Origin of the sequence: Streptomyces sp., assembly GCF_036524955.1 — a bacterium.
GTDB lineage: Bacteria > Actinomycetota > Actinomycetes > Streptomycetales > Streptomycetaceae > Actinacidiphila.
In genome coordinates, this window is record NZ_DATDBG010000270.1 from 22,790 (window position 1) to 37,778 (window position 14,989).

The 14,989-nt window shown below is 71.9% G+C and carries 14 protein-coding genes; 6 read left to right on the forward strand and 8 right to left on the reverse strand.

Annotated features, from left to right (window positions below):
- Positions 1-223: 223 nt before the first annotated feature.
- Both VIW71_RS21875 and VIW71_RS21880 read right to left on the reverse strand, forming a co-directional pair.
- Positions 224-2,671 (reverse strand): PQQ-binding-like beta-propeller repeat protein, encoded by a 2,448-nt coding sequence (locus VIW71_RS21875; RefSeq protein WP_331624174.1) that lies wholly within the window; start codon positions 2,669-2,671, stop codon positions 224-226.
- A gap of 270 nt (positions 2,672-2,941) precedes the next feature.
- Complete coding sequence (locus tag VIW71_RS21880; RefSeq protein ID WP_331624175.1) at positions 2,942-3,736, reverse strand: VOC family protein; 795 nt, start codon at positions 3,734-3,736, stop codon at positions 2,942-2,944.
- A gap of 298 nt (positions 3,737-4,034) precedes the next feature.
- Between VIW71_RS21880 and VIW71_RS21885 the strand changes: the two genes are divergently transcribed.
- The 3 genes from VIW71_RS21885 to VIW71_RS21895 all read left to right on the forward strand — a co-directional run bounded on the left by VIW71_RS21885 (position 4,035) and on the right by VIW71_RS21895 (position 6,786).
- On the forward strand, positions 4,035-4,682 hold the full coding sequence (locus VIW71_RS21885; protein WP_331624176.1) for a TetR/AcrR family transcriptional regulator: 648 nt from the start codon (positions 4,035-4,037) through the stop codon (positions 4,680-4,682).
- A gap of 470 nt (positions 4,683-5,152) precedes the next feature.
- Positions 5,153-5,407, forward strand: coding sequence for a hypothetical protein (locus tag VIW71_RS21890; protein WP_331624177.1), 255 nt, complete (start codon positions 5,153-5,155; stop codon positions 5,405-5,407).
- Positions 5,408-5,616: 209 nt separating this feature from the next.
- Positions 5,617-6,786 (forward strand): flavin-containing monooxygenase, encoded by a 1,170-nt coding sequence (locus tag VIW71_RS21895; RefSeq protein ID WP_331624178.1) that lies wholly within the window; start codon positions 5,617-5,619, stop codon positions 6,784-6,786.
- 79 nt (positions 6,787-6,865) lie between these two features.
- On the opposite strand, the gene VIW71_RS21900 is transcribed toward VIW71_RS21895, so the two are convergent.
- Positions 6,866-8,194, reverse strand: coding sequence for an MFS transporter (locus VIW71_RS21900; RefSeq protein WP_331624179.1), 1,329 nt, complete (start codon positions 8,192-8,194; stop codon positions 6,866-6,868).
- A gap of 70 nt (positions 8,195-8,264) precedes the next feature.
- Here VIW71_RS21900 and VIW71_RS21905 point away from each other — a divergent pair, with 70 nt between their 5' ends.
- Positions 8,265-9,293: a GlxA family transcriptional regulator gene (locus VIW71_RS21905; protein WP_331624181.1), complete on the forward strand. Its 1,029-nt coding sequence runs from the start codon at positions 8,265-8,267 to the stop codon at positions 9,291-9,293.
- A gap of 46 nt (positions 9,294-9,339) precedes the next feature.
- On the opposite strand, the gene VIW71_RS21910 is transcribed toward VIW71_RS21905, so the two are convergent.
- The 3 genes from VIW71_RS21910 to VIW71_RS21920 form a co-directional block, all read right to left on the reverse strand.
- Positions 9,340-9,753, reverse strand: coding sequence for an ATP-binding protein (locus tag VIW71_RS21910; protein WP_331624182.1), 414 nt, complete (start codon positions 9,751-9,753; stop codon positions 9,340-9,342).
- A gap of 363 nt (positions 9,754-10,116) precedes the next feature.
- Positions 10,117-10,620 (reverse strand): O-acetyl-ADP-ribose deacetylase, encoded by a 504-nt coding sequence (locus tag VIW71_RS21915; protein WP_331624183.1) that lies wholly within the window; start codon positions 10,618-10,620, stop codon positions 10,117-10,119.
- Between the two features lie 29 nt (positions 10,621-10,649).
- A complete protein-coding gene (locus tag VIW71_RS21920) occupies positions 10,650-11,114 on the reverse strand; it encodes an STAS domain-containing protein (protein ID WP_331624209.1) in 465 nt (154 codons plus the stop codon).
- Between the two features lie 267 nt (positions 11,115-11,381).
- Between VIW71_RS21920 and VIW71_RS21925 the strand changes: the two genes are divergently transcribed.
- The gene (locus tag VIW71_RS21925; RefSeq protein WP_331624184.1) at positions 11,382-11,957 is read left to right on the forward strand and encodes a sigma-70 family RNA polymerase sigma factor; all 576 of its coding nucleotides are present in this window, start codon (positions 11,382-11,384) and stop codon (positions 11,955-11,957) included.
- Positions 11,954-13,342: a maleylpyruvate isomerase N-terminal domain-containing protein gene (locus VIW71_RS21930; RefSeq protein ID WP_331624185.1), complete on the forward strand. Its 1,389-nt coding sequence runs from the start codon at positions 11,954-11,956 to the stop codon at positions 13,340-13,342. Before VIW71_RS21925 ends, VIW71_RS21930 begins: the two co-directional genes overlap by 4 nt.
- A 196-nt stretch (positions 13,343-13,538) precedes the next feature.
- On the opposite strand, the gene purU is transcribed toward VIW71_RS21930, so the two are convergent.
- Positions 13,539-14,450, reverse strand: coding sequence for a formyltetrahydrofolate deformylase (gene purU / locus VIW71_RS21935; RefSeq protein WP_331624186.1), 912 nt, complete (start codon positions 14,448-14,450; stop codon positions 13,539-13,541).
- 9 nt (positions 14,451-14,459) lie between these two features.
- On the reverse strand, positions 14,460-14,906 hold the full coding sequence (locus tag VIW71_RS21940) for an SCO4402 family protein (RefSeq protein WP_414720806.1): 447 nt from the start codon (positions 14,904-14,906) through the stop codon (positions 14,460-14,462).
- Positions 14,907-14,989 lie beyond the last annotated feature (83 nt).

Below are 14,989 nucleotides of genomic sequence, written 5' to 3' on the forward strand. Positions count from 1 at the left end.
AACAGGGGGAACAAGGGGGAGATGGGGGAAACCGGGGGAAACGGGGGGAACAGGGGGGACGCCCCGGGGAATCGGGAAGGCGGGGGGAACCACACGCGATTCCCGGGGGCATTGAGACTGACCGCGGCGCGGAGGGGGCGCCGCGGTCAGTCCGCTGTTGTGCCCGAAGGCCACGAGCGTCCCGTCCGGGCTCCGGATGGGCACCGGCCTGGCGGTGTTCCGCTCAGGCCCGGCGCGAGGTCGCCCCCGTCCCCTTCGCCGCGTCCAACGCGTATACGCACCGGTCCTTGGAACACGCGTACACCACCCCCTCGGCCGCCACCGGGGACCCGGTGATCTCGCCGCCGGTCTCCAACCGCCAGCGCAGCTGCCCGCCTTGGGCGTCCACCGTGTAGAGGCAGTGGTCTTTCGATCCGAAGTGCACCCGGCCGTCGGCGGCCGCGGGGGACCCGGCGATCTCGCCCTGCGCCGCGAACCGCCACCGGGGCGTCCCGGTCACCGCGTCCAGTGTGTACAGCGCGCTGCCGGCGCCGAGGTGGACGGCGCCCGCGGCGACCAGCACGGGGGCGACCGACTGGCGCGGCTCGGTGGCGATCCGCCACCGGTCCCGGCCGGTCGCCGGATCGAGCGCGTAGACCGTACCGAGGTGGTCGACCACGTAGATCCCGCCGCCGGATACGCCGGGGCCGGTGACGTACGCGGGGGGCGCGAACATCACCGCCGGCGCGTCGAAGCGCCACCGCTCCGCGCCGGTGCGCTCGTCCAGCGCGAACACCCGGGTGCCGGCGGTGAGATAGACGGCGCCGTCCGCGACGACCGGCCGGGTGGGCACGGAACCGGCCGCGCCGGGCTCGCCCACGGGGTACGACCACAGCTCCGCGCCGCTGTGCGCGTCCACGACGTGCAACCGGCCGCCGCCCTGGTAGTACACCGCGCGGCCGGCGACGGTCGGGCCGGAGTCCGGTGATTCGTACTCGGTCTGCGCCCCGTTCCGCTTCCACCGCAGGGTGCCGCGGCCCGCGTCCCATGTCTGGACGCCGCCGCCGCGGGTGGCGGTGACGACGGTGCCGCCGTCGGCCCGTACCGCGTACACCCAGCCGTCCGCCGCGTTCCGCCACCGCTCGCCGCCGTCGGCCGCGTCGAGCGCGAACAGGCTGGGCCCGTCCGAGGCGTGGATCCGGCCGTCGGCCACGGCCATGGTCCAGGCCACGTCCCGGGTCTTGAACTGGCGGCGCCCGCTGGCCACATCGAGCGCGTGCACCTCGAAGGAGGTGACGTAGAGCAGCCCGCCGGAGACCACGGGGGTGCCCCACACGTCGTTGGACATGCGGAAACGCCACGGCCGCCACTCGCCGGGGCGCGGCGTGGGCGGGGTCGTGGTGGGCGCCACGTGCGGGGCGGTGGGCGGCGGCTGCGCGGACACGGGACCGGACGCGGGGGGCACGGACGCGGTGGCCGCGGGATCGCCCGCGCGGTGCGCGCCGACCCGGTGGCGTACCCACTCGGTGCCGGGCACCGGACCGGCCGCCGCCTTGTGCTCCACGGCCTCGGCGACCCGCAGCCCCGGGCCGATCGGCGCGGAACCGGCAAGGTGCACGGGCGCGGCGCTCACCGGCTCGCGGCGGTGGGTCTCCCTGCCGTGCGCGGGGACGGGGCGGGGCGGCGACTGCGGCGGGGGCGGCGCGTTCACCGGGAGCTGCGGGCCCGAGGCGCGGGATCCGGCGGGGTGGGGGCCGGCCGCGTGCGCGCCCCGGCCGCTGCCCGCAGCCACCGCCGGGCGCCCGCTGCGGCGCTGCTCTATCAGGGCCACCGCACCGGGCGGCAACCAGGCCGAGGCGGTGCCGGTGTCGTCGCCCGCCGAGAACAGGTGCGGGGCGAGCTGCGCCTGGAGGTCGGCCGGAGTGGGCCGCCGCTCGGCCTCCATCCGCATGCAGGACTCGATGAGCGGGCGCAGCTCGTCGGGCAGCCCGTTCAGATCGGGTCCCTCCCGCAGCAGCATGAAGACCGTCTCGACCGGGTTGGCGCCGCGGAAGGGCGCGTGGCCGGTGGCCGCGAAGACCAGCGTGGAGCCGAGCGAGAAGATGTCGCTCGCGCCGCGCACGCTGCGGGAGTCGCGGGCCTGCTCGGGCGACATGTACGCCGGGGTGCCGACCGCCACGTTGGTCATCGTCAGCCGGGTGTTGGAGACGCCCGAGGCGATGCCGAAGTCGATGACACGCGGCCCGTCCTCGACCACCAGCACGTTGGACGGCTTCATGTCGCGGTGCACCAGGCCTGCGGCGTGGATCGACTGGAGCGCCTCGGCGATCCCGGCGGCGAGCCACCGTACGGCCTGGGCGGGCATCGGCCCGGACTCGTTGACGATCTCTTCCAGTGACGGCGCGGGGACGTACGCGGTGGCCAGCCACGGCACGGCCGCCCGCGGGTCGGCGTCCACCACGGCGGCGGTGTAGAAGCCGGAGACGGCCCGGGCCGCCTCGACCTCACGCGTGAAGCGGATCCGGAAGAGCTGGTCCTCGGCGAGCTCGGCCCGCACGGTCTTGATCGCCACGCGGCGGCCGGATGCCGAGCGGGCGAGATAGACCAGCCCCATGCCGCCGGCGCCGAGCCGTCCCAGCACCTCGAAAGGGCCGATCCGTCTCGGGTCGTGCTGCGTAAGCTGCTCCACCACTGCCCTGCCACCTCCCCGTGCCCCGCATGGTCGCGACCGTATCCCCGTGCTCTCCGGCCTCGTGTGGCCCTTCGCCGGCTCCCGCGCCAGGGTACGGGCCTGATTGTTCCTGGGATGCTCGCCGGTTGCGAACCCAGGGCGGTCGCGACACGCCCGGAGAGCGAACTCGTTATCATCCTCCGCACGACGGCCCGGCCGGTACGGGGTCCGATACGGGGGCCGCTACGGGACGAGGCAGGGGCAGGCGTGGGGCAGGTGGCCGCCCCCCGCCTACCGGCCGGGTATCTCGCCGACGATGCGCCGGGTGTCTATCACGGCGAAGTGCGCACCCTGGTCGTCGGCGACGATGGCCATGCGGCCGAAGGGCGAGTCCTCGGGCTCCATGATCAACCGGCCGCCGAGCCGCTGGACGGTGGCCGCGGCCTCGTCGCAGTCGGCGACGGTGAAGTAGATCTGGAAGGCGGAGGGGAGGTCCGCAGGAAGGTCCTCGCCGCGCCGCATCCGACCGGCTACCCGGGTCTCGGGGTCGCCGGGCAGCGACCACACCTTGTAGTCGAAGTTGGTGCCGTCGCCGATCTGCTGGGCGCCGTAACCGAAGACCGCCTCGTAGAAGGCGTCGACCGGGGCGGCGTCCCGGGTGTGGTTCTCGGTCCAGCAGAAGGCGCCGGGCTCGTCGACGATGTCGAAGCCGGGGTGCCCGCCGGCCTGCCAGACACCGAAGAAGGAGCCGCCGGGGTCGACGGCGCCCAGCAGCACACCGGTGTCGGCGACGGCGTCCGGGCCGAAGGTGATCTGCCCGCCGGCCTCGGTGATCTTGGCAGCGGTCTTGGCGGCGTCCGTGGCCGCGAAGTAGACGCTCCAGGCGGTCGGCATGGACGGGTCCATCTTGCCCATCAACGCAGCGGCGTTCTTCCCGTCGCGCTGTGCCAGCGTGTAGTGGCCGAACTCCTCGCCCAGGTCCTGGAAGGTCCAGCCGAACAGCTCACCGTAGAAACGCTGTCCGGCCGCCAGGTCGGGAAGCGACGCGTCGGCCCAGCAGGGCGCGCCTTCACTGAATGCGGACATGACCCGGTCCTCTCCCCTGCATCCGACTGCCGTGCGTGTGCGGCGGTGCTGTGTTTCTGTCACGTTAGTCAGTGATCTTCCCTGCCGCACGAGACTAAAATCGAACATATGGTCAATTTTTTCGGCGCTGCGCGATCGATGGACAAACAGATCATTCACGTTAAATCAACCATCGAGAGAGAGCCGCTCGAAGGCCCGGGAAAACACCCCTGAGCTGCGGGTTCACTCAGCCGGGAGCGCTCTCCCCGTTTGTACGCCGCCAAATCGCGCGCTGATCACCCGCCGGTAAACTGACGGCATGACAGGACAAGTTCGCACCGTCGACGGCCGTGTGGCAGGCCGCCGCGGGCAGGCGACGCGGCAGAAGCTGCTCGACTGCCTCGGCGAGATGCTCAGCACGTCGCCGTACCGTGACGTCAAGGTGATCGACGTCGCGCGGATGGCGGGCACCTCCCCCGCAACCTTCTACCAGTACTTCCCCGACGTCGAAGGCGCCGTCCTGGAACTCGCCGACGAGATGGCCAAGGAGGGTGCGGCCCTGACCGAACTGGTCGCGGGCCGCTCGTGGGCCGGAAAGTCCGGTGCCCAGACGGCAGAGGACCTCGTCGAAGGCTTCCTCTCCTTCTGGCGCAAGAACGACGCCATCCTGCGCGTCGTCGATCTCGGCGCGGCGGAGGGGGACAAGCGGTTCCACAAGATCCGCATGAAGGTCCTCAACGCCGTCACGGGTTCCTTGACCGAGTCCATCAAAGAACTCCAGAACAAGGGCAGGGTCGACAAGGAGGTCAGCGCGCCGGCCGTCGCCGGTTCACTGGTCGCCATGCTGGCCGCGGTCGCCGCGCACCAGAAAGGTTTCATCGGCCCGGGCGTCAAGCAGGCCGACCTCAAACCGAACCTGACGCTGCTGGTCCACCTCGGCGTGACCGGAAGGAAGCCCGCGAGGTAACCACACCCCTCGCTCTCACCCGCGCCCATACGCACACCGTCCTGCCACAACAGCACCCCCGACGCGGACACCGCACGGACACCGCACGGTCCTCGGGAGAGGTCATGACCGGGCCCGCCGGCGTTCTGCCCGGCCCGCCTCCGGCTGACCATCGGGCCGGCATCCGACCGCATCGCCGCACCGCACCCCGCCAGTGCACCGCACCCGCGGCACCACTGAGCCGCACACCCGGGTCGGCACACCGCCCCCACCTCCGGGGTCCACCGCACCGCACCCCAGAGCCGCCACACCGCACCTCGCGCCGGTACGCCGCACCCCCGGGGTCGCAGGGCAGCCCGCACCACCACTCCGCCACGCTCGCCGAGCCCGCCATGCCGCGCCACGCGGTCCGCAAGGCGACACCCGCCACGCACCCGCAGCCCGCGCCCCGCAGGCGACGCAGCTGACCGGAAAACGGCATCATGTCCCTCATGACCAGCAGCAGCCCGACTCCGGACAAGCCGCCGCGCAGCGCCTTGTCCCGTTTCCTCTCGCCGGGCCCCGACTCCTCCACGGCGCAGCTCCGTGCCTACGCCACCGTCTGGGCGCTGCTCCTTCCGCTGTGGATCAGCGCACAGTTCTGGTCGCATCCGGACGGCCTGCGCCGCGCGCTCTACGTGCTGCTGTCCGTCATCTCGATCACGCAGTCGCTGAATGCGATGGCCCTGCTGCGCAAGCGCCGCTGACCGACTGCCGCCGACCGCCGACCGCAGGCCGGTCGCCGGTCCGGCGCTGCCACGCACCGCGTCGGGCGCACCGGTGCCGACACCGCCACAGGGTCCTGCCGTCATTGAGCGCGCCGCACCCGCTGTTCGCGGACCCGAAGGCTGATTAACTTCCGATACGACCACCTCTTCCTCATACGACTGACTTTTACTGGCTCCGGGAGTTCCACATGGCCGACCGCACCACCGCCGCCTCGGGCGTCCCCGCCAACATCGCGGCGCCCGACGCCATCGTCATCGGTGCCGGTCCCGGCGGCCTGGCCGCGGCGGCGGCGCTTCAGCAGCGGGGACTGCGGCCACTCGTCGTGGAACGCACGGAACGGCTCGGAACGTCCTGGCGCGGCCACTACGACCGGCTCCACCTGCACACCACCCGGCGGCTGTCCGCACTGCCGGGGCTGCCCATCCCGCGCGCCTACGGCCGCTGGGTCGGCCGCGACGATGTGGTGCGCTACCTGGAGCAGTACGCGGAGCACCACGACCTCGACATAGCAACCGGCATCGAGGTGGACCGGCTGGAGAGGACGAGCACCGGCTGGGAACTGCCCGCGACCGGTGGCCGGGTGCTGACCTCCCCCGTGGTCGTGGTGGCGACCGGCCACAACCACACGCCGTACATCCCCGACTGGCCGGGACGAAACACCTTCTCCGGCGATCTTCTTCACGCGTCCGTCTACCGCAACCCCGCGCCCTACGCCGGCCGCGACGTACTCGTCGTCGGCGTCGGCAACACCGGCGCCGAGATCGCCGTCGATCTGGCGGACGGTGGCGCGGCCCGGGTACGGCTCGCGGTGCGCACACCGCCGCACATCACGCGCCGCTCCACGGCGGGCTGGCCCGCGCAGGCCGGCGGCATCCTGGTCCGCCGCCTGCCGCCGCGCCTGGTCGACCGCGTGGCCCCGTACGTCGAACGCGTCGGTGTACCCGACCTGGCCGAGTTCGGCCTGCCCCGGCCGGAGACCGGCCTGTACGCGCGGGTGCTGGAGGGCGCCATCCCCGTACAGGACGTCGGCCTGGTCGACGCCGTACGGTCCCGGCGGGTCGAACCCGTCACCGCCGTCGAGGGGTTCGACGGGGACAAGGTGCGGCTCGCCGGCGACACGGACGTCAGCCCGGAGGTGGTCATCGCCGCGACCGGCTACCGGCGCGGCCTGGAACCGCTCGTCGGCCACCTCGGCGTCCTCGACGGCCGTGGCCGCCCGGTGGTCCACGGCGCCCGTACGCCCCCGGGTGCGCCGGGCCTGTACTTCACCGGCTTCACCAATCCCATCAGCGGCATGTTCCGCGAGATGGCCATCGACGCGCGGCGGATCGCCCGGGCGGTGTCGCGCACCGGCTGAGCGCGGCGGTGACGCGGGTCGTTTCACTCACGCGAGTGAATGGTGACGATTCGGGAACGTCCCCCGCTTTCCGGGGCGTTCACCCGGTAACCGCCACCGCGGGAACGGCGACCGGGCGGCGGCGGATGACCAGGGACATCAGCGCGGCGATCGCGCACAACGCGCCGGAGGAGTACCAGACGACGTCATACGAACCGAACACATCACGCGCGACCCCACCGGAATAGGCGACCAGTCCGGCGCCGATCTGGTGGGACGCGAGAACCCAGCCGAAGACGATCGCGCTGTTCTCGCCGTAGTGCTCACGACAGAGGGCGAGAGTCGGCGGCACGGTGGCCACCCAGTCCAGGCCGTAGAAGACGATGAAGAGCACCATCGGCGGATGCACGCTGTCCGCGAGGAGCATGGGGAGGAACATCAACGACAGACCACGCAACCCGTAATAGATCGCGAGCAGCCGCCGCGGTGACAGGCGGTCCGTGAACCAGCCCGAGGCGACCGTGCCCGCGATGTCGAAGATACCGATGACGGCGAGCAGCGAGGCCGCAGCCGTGACCGGCATCCCGTGGTCGTGCGCGGCAGGCACGAAGTGGACCTTCACCAGTCCGTTGGTGGACGCGCCGCAGATCGCGAACGTGCCGGCCAGAAGCCAGAAAGTGCTGGTGTGTGCCGCTTCCCGCAGCGCCCGGACCGCACGCCCGGCGGCTCCGGGGACCGGAAGCGGCTTGGGCGTGAACTCCGGGGCGCCGTAGGCCGCCAAGCCCACGTCGGCCGGGTGGTCGCGCAGCAGGAACCACACGAACGGAACGACCGCGAGCGCGGCGAACGCCACCGTCGTCGCCGCCGGCCGCCAACCGTGGTGCTCGGTGATCCACGACAGCAGCGGCAGGAACACCAACTGCCCGGCCGCGCCACCGGCGGTGAGCATGCCGGTGACCAGGCCGCGGCGCGCCACGAACCAGCGGTTGGTGACGGTCGCGGCGAGTGCGAGCGCCATCGAGCCGCTGCCGAGCCCCACCAGCACGCCCCAGCACAGTACGAGTTGCCAGCTCTGCGTCATGAAGACGGTCAGCCCGGCGCCGAGCGCGATGGTGACGAGGGCGCAGGCGACGATGCGCCGGATGCCGAAACGGTCCATCAGCGCGGCGGCGAACGGCGCCGTGAGCCCGTACAGCGCCAGGTTGATCGATACGGCGAACCCGATCATGCCGCGGGACCAGCCGAACTCGGTGTGCAGCGGGTCGATCAGCAGTCCGGGCAGCGAGGCGAAGGCGGCGGCGCCGACGAGCGTCACAAAGGTGACGGCGGCGACCGCCCAGGCCCGGTGCACCCGCGGTCGGGAGCGGGGGCGCGGAGTGGTGGGGACACCGCCGACGGCGGGTGCGGGAACGGGAGATGTCTGCGTCACGTGATCAGTCTCCGGCGAGCCGCTTCCGGCGACGACTGGCTCGAAGGCCAGCATGTGAAAGAATCGGGCCATGGCCGTTCCCCAACGCCCCGCCCCCTCCCCGAGCGCGGTCTTCCGGCACCCCGATCGGCACCACATCGCCGTGCTCGTCCTGGACGGTGTCATCCCGTTCGAACTCGGCATCCCCTTGCGGATCTTCGGCGGAGCGGAGAGCCCCGAGGACGGCTCGAAGTTGTACGAGGTCGTGACGTGCAGCCTCCAGCCCGGACTCATCCGGACCGACGCCGACTTCCCGATCGTGGTCGACCACGGCCTGGCCGCGCTGGCGGAGGCCGACACCGTGGTCGTTCCCGCCTCCCGCGAGCTCGGCCCGGTCTACACCGAAGGCGTGTTGTCCGCCCCGCTGAGCACTGCCTTCACCGCGATCCGGCCGGGCGCCCGTATCGTCTCGATCTGCACCGGCTCCTTCCTGCTGGCCGCCGCCGGGCTGCTCGACGGACGGCCGGCCACCACCCACTGGTCCAGCGCCGACCGCTTCCAACGGCTCTTCCCGCGCGTCAAGGTCGACCCCGATGTCCTCTACGTCGACGACGGCGACGTGCTCACCTCCGCCGGGGTCGCCGCCGGTATCGACCTGTGCCTGCACATCGTGCGCCGCGACTTCGGTACGGCCGTGGCCAACTCGGTCGCCCGGCGCACCGTCGTCCCCCCGCACCGCGAGGGCGGCCAGGCGCAGTACGTGCGGCGTCCGCTGCCGGAGCCCCAACTGGCCAGCACCGAACAGGCCCGAGCCTGGGCCCTCGACCGCCTCGACCGGCCGCTCTCGCTCCGGCAGCTCGCCGAACGCGAGTCGATGAGCGTGCGCACCTTCACCCGGCGTTTCCGCGAGGAGGTCGGCATGAGCCCAGGTCAGTGGCTGACCCAGCAACGGGTCGAGCACGCCCGCCAGTTGCTGGAGTCCACCGATCTCAGCGTCGACCAGATCGCCCGGCAGGCGGGTTTCGGTACCGGTACGTCCCTGCGGCAGCATCTCCAGGCGGCGCTGGGCGTGTCACCGAGCGCGTACCGGCGTACGTTCCAGACCACCGGCCGGACGTGAAGACGTACCGACCGGGCCGCGAGAATCCAGACCGTAAGTCCGCGCGTCAGGTCAGTGCCGTCGCGGCCGCCCGGTCGACCTCGCACCAGATCTGCTTGCCCGCGCCCTCCGGGTGCCAGCCCCAGCGGTCGGCGAGGCCGTCCACCAGTTCCAGGCCCCGACCGCCGGTGTCGTCGCGCCGGGCGTGCCGCGGTGCGGGCGGAGCCTCGCTCACGTCGGCGACCTCGACCCTGACCGGAGCGGCCGGGGCGGTGGGGAAGAGCATCCGCAGGACGGCAGGGCAACCGGTGTGCACCACCGCGTTCGTCACCAGCTCCGAGATGAGCAGGATCAGCGTCTCGGCCACCGGTTCGTCGGCTCTTATACCGGACCCCACCAGCCTCGACCGTGCCCACCGGCGCGCCCGCCCCACTTCCGCGGGATCGACGCCGACCTCCAGTTGCACCTGAAGCACCTGCACTGCTCACACCATCCGAACCGGCGGACACGACGCCTCATGCCTGCCCAGGATCACCGAGCGTGACCCTGACCTCACACAGCATGCTTGACTCACGGTCACCTCCAGGGGCGCTTCGGGCATATTCCAGCGCAACCGAGCGGGCGTCCCGCATACTGTGCGGCACATCCGGCGAGGGATCGCACGCCCAGGTACGAGGTCCGCCCGACCCTGCCGGACGGCATCTCGAGGAAGCCAGGAACGCACGCGCACCCGATGGAGCGTACCCGAGGAACCTCCCGACTCCCCCGCGTCACAAGTCACGCCTCGGACACAACGCCGCGCGGACGCTCCGTCATCGGACGGCCGAGGCCGCCGCGCCACCTCCTACTGGGCGACAAAAGCCTCATAGGCCGCATCGTCGAAGAGCACGAAGCGCACTTCGCTCACGGCGGTGTCCGCTTCCCGCACCGCGCGGACGGCGATACGCGCGGCATCGTCCATGGGCCACCGGTAGACGCCGGTGGAGACGGCGGGGAAGGCGACGGTGTGGGCGCCGAGTTCGTCGGCGACGCGCAGCGATTCGCGGTAGCAGGAGGCGAGGAGGTCGGACCGGTCCTCGTGGGACTGCCACACCGGGCCGACGGTGTGGATCACCCAGCGGGCGGGAAGCCGCCCGGCCGTGGTCGCGACCGCCCGGCCGGTGGGCAACCCGGAACCGTACCGGGAAGCGCGCAGGTCCCGGCAGGCGGCGAGGATTTCGGGACCACCCTGGCGGTGGATGGCGCCGTCGACTCCCCCGCCGCCCAGGAGTGAGGAGTTGGCGGCGTTGACGACTGCGTCAACTTGCTGCTCCGTGATGTCACCCTGGACGAAGGAGATGCGAACCATGCCCTCATCCTGCATCACGGACCGCCCGATCAGGCGGACAACGGGCGCGCGGTGTCGTCGGTGGCCGCGGCCAGATCGGGGTAGACGTCGAACAGCCTGCGTACGCCGAGCGCGGCCAGGACACGGTTGACGTGCTCCGCGCCCCCGTGCGCCCCGCCTCCCTGCCGGTCGCCCCCGCGCGCCCCGCCACCATGCGCCGCACTCCCGCGCGCATTCCCGGCCTCCGCGCCCCCCGAGCCGCCGCGTGGCGGCCCGTCCTCGGGAAGTACGACCCGCAGCCGCCCGGCACAGGAGCGCATCAGGCGGCGCGCGCCGATCAGCACGCCCACCCCGCTGGAGTCACAGAACCGTACGCCGGCCAGGTCGAGTACGACACTTCGCCGTCCCTCGGCGACCGCTTCGTGCACTTTCTGCCGGACCACCGGTGACGAGATCAGGTCCATCTCGCCCGCGACCGTCACCACCACCCAGCCGTCCCACTCGGCCCGGGTCACCAGCACCGGTTCCCACCTCGCCTTGCCGTTGACTTCAAGGACGCCATCGCAACGACCCTATGCCCGTTCTCAGTCGTAACTCTGCAATGTTCCGATCACACCCGTATAACAGAGCGCCAGAAGCGGTCACAGGCGGTGGCAGGTTGGTGCAAAGCACCGTGCGTTGTCGGGGGTGCCCGGTACCGTCGTGGGGAACGCGATCGGGTGGACCGGACGCACTCGGCCGCGGTCGGTGCCGACTGGCGGAACGAGGCAAAGGGGCCGGCGATGGGGACACCCGCATCACCGCGCTGGGACCGCAGGATGCAGCAGCGGTTGGCGCGCGGTGAGGAAGCCGCACTCGGCGAACTCTACGACCGCTACGCCTCGCTCGTGCACGGCCTGGCCCACCGCGTGATGGAGGACGACGAGGCGGCCGACCTGGTCACGCGCGAGGTGTTCGGCTACATCTGGGAGAACCCGGACGCCTACGACCCGAAGCACGGTTCGCTGCGGTCGTGGATGGCGGCGCTCACCCGGCACCAGGCGGTGCACCGGCTGCGCCAGCACCAGAACCGGGGGCGTTCCGACACTGCCGAGGTGGAGACCCGGGTGCGCGAGGCGAACACGGCGGCGCGCGCCGACTTCATCGTCACCTCCATGCCCGCCCCGCTGCGCGCCGCGCTCGAACTCGCCTACCGGGAACGGATGGACTATCGCACCGCGGCGGTGGGTCTGGGAGTGAGCGAGGACGAGGCTCGCCGCCGGCTGCGGCTCGGCCTGCAGCTGCTGTCCACGGCCATGGAACCCGCCGACGAGGCGGAGAGCCCGCTCGGGCCGCGCCGTCAGCGGGGCCGGCGATGAGCGGCTCGGCCTTCGGTAACGGTGGCGGACACCGCGACGGCGGCGACGGCGAAGGGGTGTCGCGCGTCCCGAAGCAGCGTGGTCAGAGCGGCGCGCCGGACGACACGGTGTACCGGCCGCGGCCGCCGGAACCGGTGCCGGGCCAACGCCCGCAGCCCCGGCAACCCCCGCCCCCGCCTCCGCCTCCGCCTCCGCCTCCGCCTCCGCCGCAGTACGACCACGGCACGCTGAAGTCACTGCTCGGCGCGTGGGCGCTGACGGCCTGTTCGCGGGACGAGGCGCTGGCCGTCGAGGTGCACCTCACGGACTGCGCCACGTGCGCGGAGGAGGCGCTGCGGCTGCGGGACGCGGTGGGGCTGCTGCATCAGGAGGAGTCGCTGGACCTCGATCCGCTGCTGCGTGCCCGCGTGCTGGAGGGGTGCCTGGGGCGCCGCCCGGCGCGGATTCCGCTGCCCGAGTGGGCCGGTCCCTACGACGCGGAGGCCGCCCGGCTGGACGCGCTCTTGCGCGACCTCGGAGACAGGTACTGGAAGGCGCGGGTCGAACTGCAGTGGTTCGAGGGCGCCCAGGTTGCCCGGCACTTCACGGTGGGCCAGGTCATCGCGCATCTCACCGCGGTGGACAGCCTGGTGGGGCGGTCGCTGGGACTGCCCGCGCCGAGCGTGGACCCGGTGACGCAGGCCCCGCGTTCCGGACTCGGCATGGGACTGGCGGGCCGGGCACGCTTCCGCCGGGCCCGCGGAGAGCCCGAGTTGCCCCTCGATCCGTGGGAGCGGACCGCGGCGCACTGGGCGGCGGTCAAACATCTGCCGGGTGCCACGCTGCGCTCGCTGTGGCGCGAGCAGACCCACAGCCTGGTGCGTACCGTCTCCTTCGCGGGCGGCGGGGCGGCCGGACTCGGCGTGGAGTACGGCGGGGTCTCGCTGCCGCTGCGGGACGCCTTCATCGACCGGGCCTTCGAGTGCTGGATCCACGCATGGGACATCGCGGAGGCGGTGGACTATCCGTACGATCCTCCGGCGCCGCGCGATCTCAACCGCATGGTGGACCTGGCCGCCCGGATGCTGCCGCAGGCGCTCGCCGAACGACGCCGGGCCGGCCTTTCCACCTCGCCCGCGCGGTTGGTGACGGCCGGATCACCGGGGCGTTCCCTGTTGCTGGAGATCGAGGGCGAGGGCGGCGGCCGCTGGTACCTGCCGCTCGACTCGCCCGGCGCGGTGGCCTCGGCCGACGGGATGGTGGCCCACGTGGCGATGGACAGCATGGAGTTCTGCCAGCTCGCGGCGGGCCACATCGAGCCCGAGCGGACCGCTGCCGGCCAACGGGGCGACCGTGCCGTCATCCGGGATGTGCTGTTCGCGACGGCGTCGCTGTCCCGGCTCTGAGCGGCTTGCCGTACGGGAGCGGAGTGACCTGGGGGCCGAAGGGCGCGCCGGTGTCGAAAGGGAGAACCGCGCACAGTGAGCGAGGAACGAGCGAGCGAGCACGGCCGACCGTCGACACCGGGGGTCCAAGCGCCCGGAGGCGAAGGCGCGGAACGCCGGCCGCCTTCCGTACGGCCGTCTCCCCCTCCGCGGCGCCTTATGGGAAGACCACGGTCCGCCGCCCGTTGAGCAGCACCCGGTGCTCGCTGTGCCACTTCACGGCCCGCGCCAGCGCCTGGCACTCCACGTCCCGCCCCACCGCGACGAGCTGTTCCGGCGTGACCTCGTGCCCGACCCGCTCGACCTCCTGCTCGATGATCGGCCCCTCGTCGAGGTCGGCGGTCACGTAGTGCGCGGTGGCGCCGATGAGTTTCACGCCCCGGGCGTGCGCCTGGTGGTACGGCTTCGCGCCCTTGAAGCTCGGCAGGAAGGAGTGGTGGATGTTGATGATCCGTCCGGACAGCTTCGTACACAGGTCGTCGGAGAGCACCTGCATGTAGCGGGCGAGGACGACCAGTTCGACGCGCTCCTTCTCCACGACCTCCAGCAACCGCGCCTCGGCCTCGGCCTTGCTGTCCCTGGTGACCGGGATGTGGTGGAACGGCACTCCGTACGAGCCGACCAGTTCCCGGAAGTCCGTGTGGTTGGAGACGACCGCCGCGATCTCCACCGGCAGGGCGCCGATGCTGGTACGGAAGAGCAGGTCGTTGAGGCAGTGGCCGAACTTGCTGACCATGAGGACGACGCGCATCCGCTCCTCGGGCGGATGGATGGCCCACTCCATGTGATACGCCCCGGCCACCGCCGCGAAGCTCGCCCGCAGCTTGTCGGCGGTCACCGCCGGCTCGGCGGAGAAGTGGACGCGCATGAAGAACAGGCCAGTGTCCTGGTCACCGAACTGCTGGCTGTCCACGATGTTGCAGCCGGTCATGAAGAGATAGCTGGAGACCGCGTGCACGATGCCCTGCTTGTCCGGACACGACAACGTGAGGACGTACTGCGGGTCGGCGGGCTGCGGCTGCTGTTCGTTCACGGCGCCAGCCTCGCACACCCGCCCGCGCTCAGGCATGGATGTCCGTCACGCGGAACGGGTGTAGATCGCCAGCACCTCCAGCGACCGCGGCGGCGCGTCCGGATCGTCACCGTCGGCCGAGGCCATCCGCACGTGCGCCTCGTGCGCCGCCCGTACCGCCTCCGGCCAGCCGTGGTGCTCCAGGTAGGCGGTGGTGGGCGCGTCGGCGCCGACCTGGTGCAGGATCTTCAGCACGCGCAGCACGGCCACGTCGACGAGCGCGGCCTCCTGCGAGTCGCGGAAGATCGTCCCGACGTACTTCTCGGCCGACCAGTTGTCGAGCCAGGTGTCCTCGACCAAGCGGTAGACCGCGTCGGTGACGTCCCCGTATCCCTCGCGGCCGGTCTGCCAGACCTCCCGCTGGAACACCGGGTCACCGATCATGTGCAGAGCGGAGCGCACATTACTGCGCCAGCGCCACCAGGGCATGTCGTTGAGCGGCATGCCTCCCATCGTGGAGGAGCGGCGGGCACGACGGGAAGCTTTCTCCGAACCTTGCACGGTGCACGATCGTACGCACTCGAACATCGGCACCC

What these genes read in the sequence shown, in the direction of transcription:
- VIW71_RS21940 (WP_414720806.1), bottom strand. Translation starts at nt 14,906, where the DNA reads ATGGGAGGCATGCCGCTCAACGACATGCCCTGGTGGCGCTGGCGCAGT.
- VIW71_RS21890 (WP_331624177.1), top strand. Translation starts at nt 5,153, where the DNA reads ATGACCAGCAGCAGCCCGACTCCGGACAAGCCGCCGCGCAGCGCCTTG.
- VIW71_RS21925 (WP_331624184.1), top strand. Translation starts at nt 11,382, where the DNA reads ATGGGGACACCCGCATCACCGCGCTGGGACCGCAGGATGCAGCAGCGG.
- VIW71_RS21915 (WP_331624183.1), bottom strand. Translation starts at nt 10,620, where the DNA reads ATGGTTCGCATCTCCTTCGTCCAGGGTGACATCACGGAGCAGCAAGTT.
- VIW71_RS21895 (WP_331624178.1), top strand. Translation starts at nt 5,617, where the DNA reads ATGGCCGACCGCACCACCGCCGCCTCGGGCGTCCCCGCCAACATCGCG.
- VIW71_RS21880 (WP_331624175.1), bottom strand. Translation starts at nt 3,736, where the DNA reads ATGTCCGCATTCAGTGAAGGCGCGCCCTGCTGGGCCGACGCGTCGCTT.
- VIW71_RS21885 (WP_331624176.1), top strand. Translation starts at nt 4,035, where the DNA reads ATGACAGGACAAGTTCGCACCGTCGACGGCCGTGTGGCAGGCCGCCGC.
- purU (WP_331624186.1), bottom strand. Translation starts at nt 14,450, where the DNA reads ATGCCTGAGCGCGGGCGGGTGTGCGAGGCTGGCGCCGTGAACGAACAG.
- VIW71_RS21930 (WP_331624185.1), top strand. Translation starts at nt 11,954, where the DNA reads ATGAGCGGCTCGGCCTTCGGTAACGGTGGCGGACACCGCGACGGCGGC.
- VIW71_RS21905 (WP_331624181.1), top strand. Translation starts at nt 8,265, where the DNA reads ATGGCCGTTCCCCAACGCCCCGCCCCCTCCCCGAGCGCGGTCTTCCGG.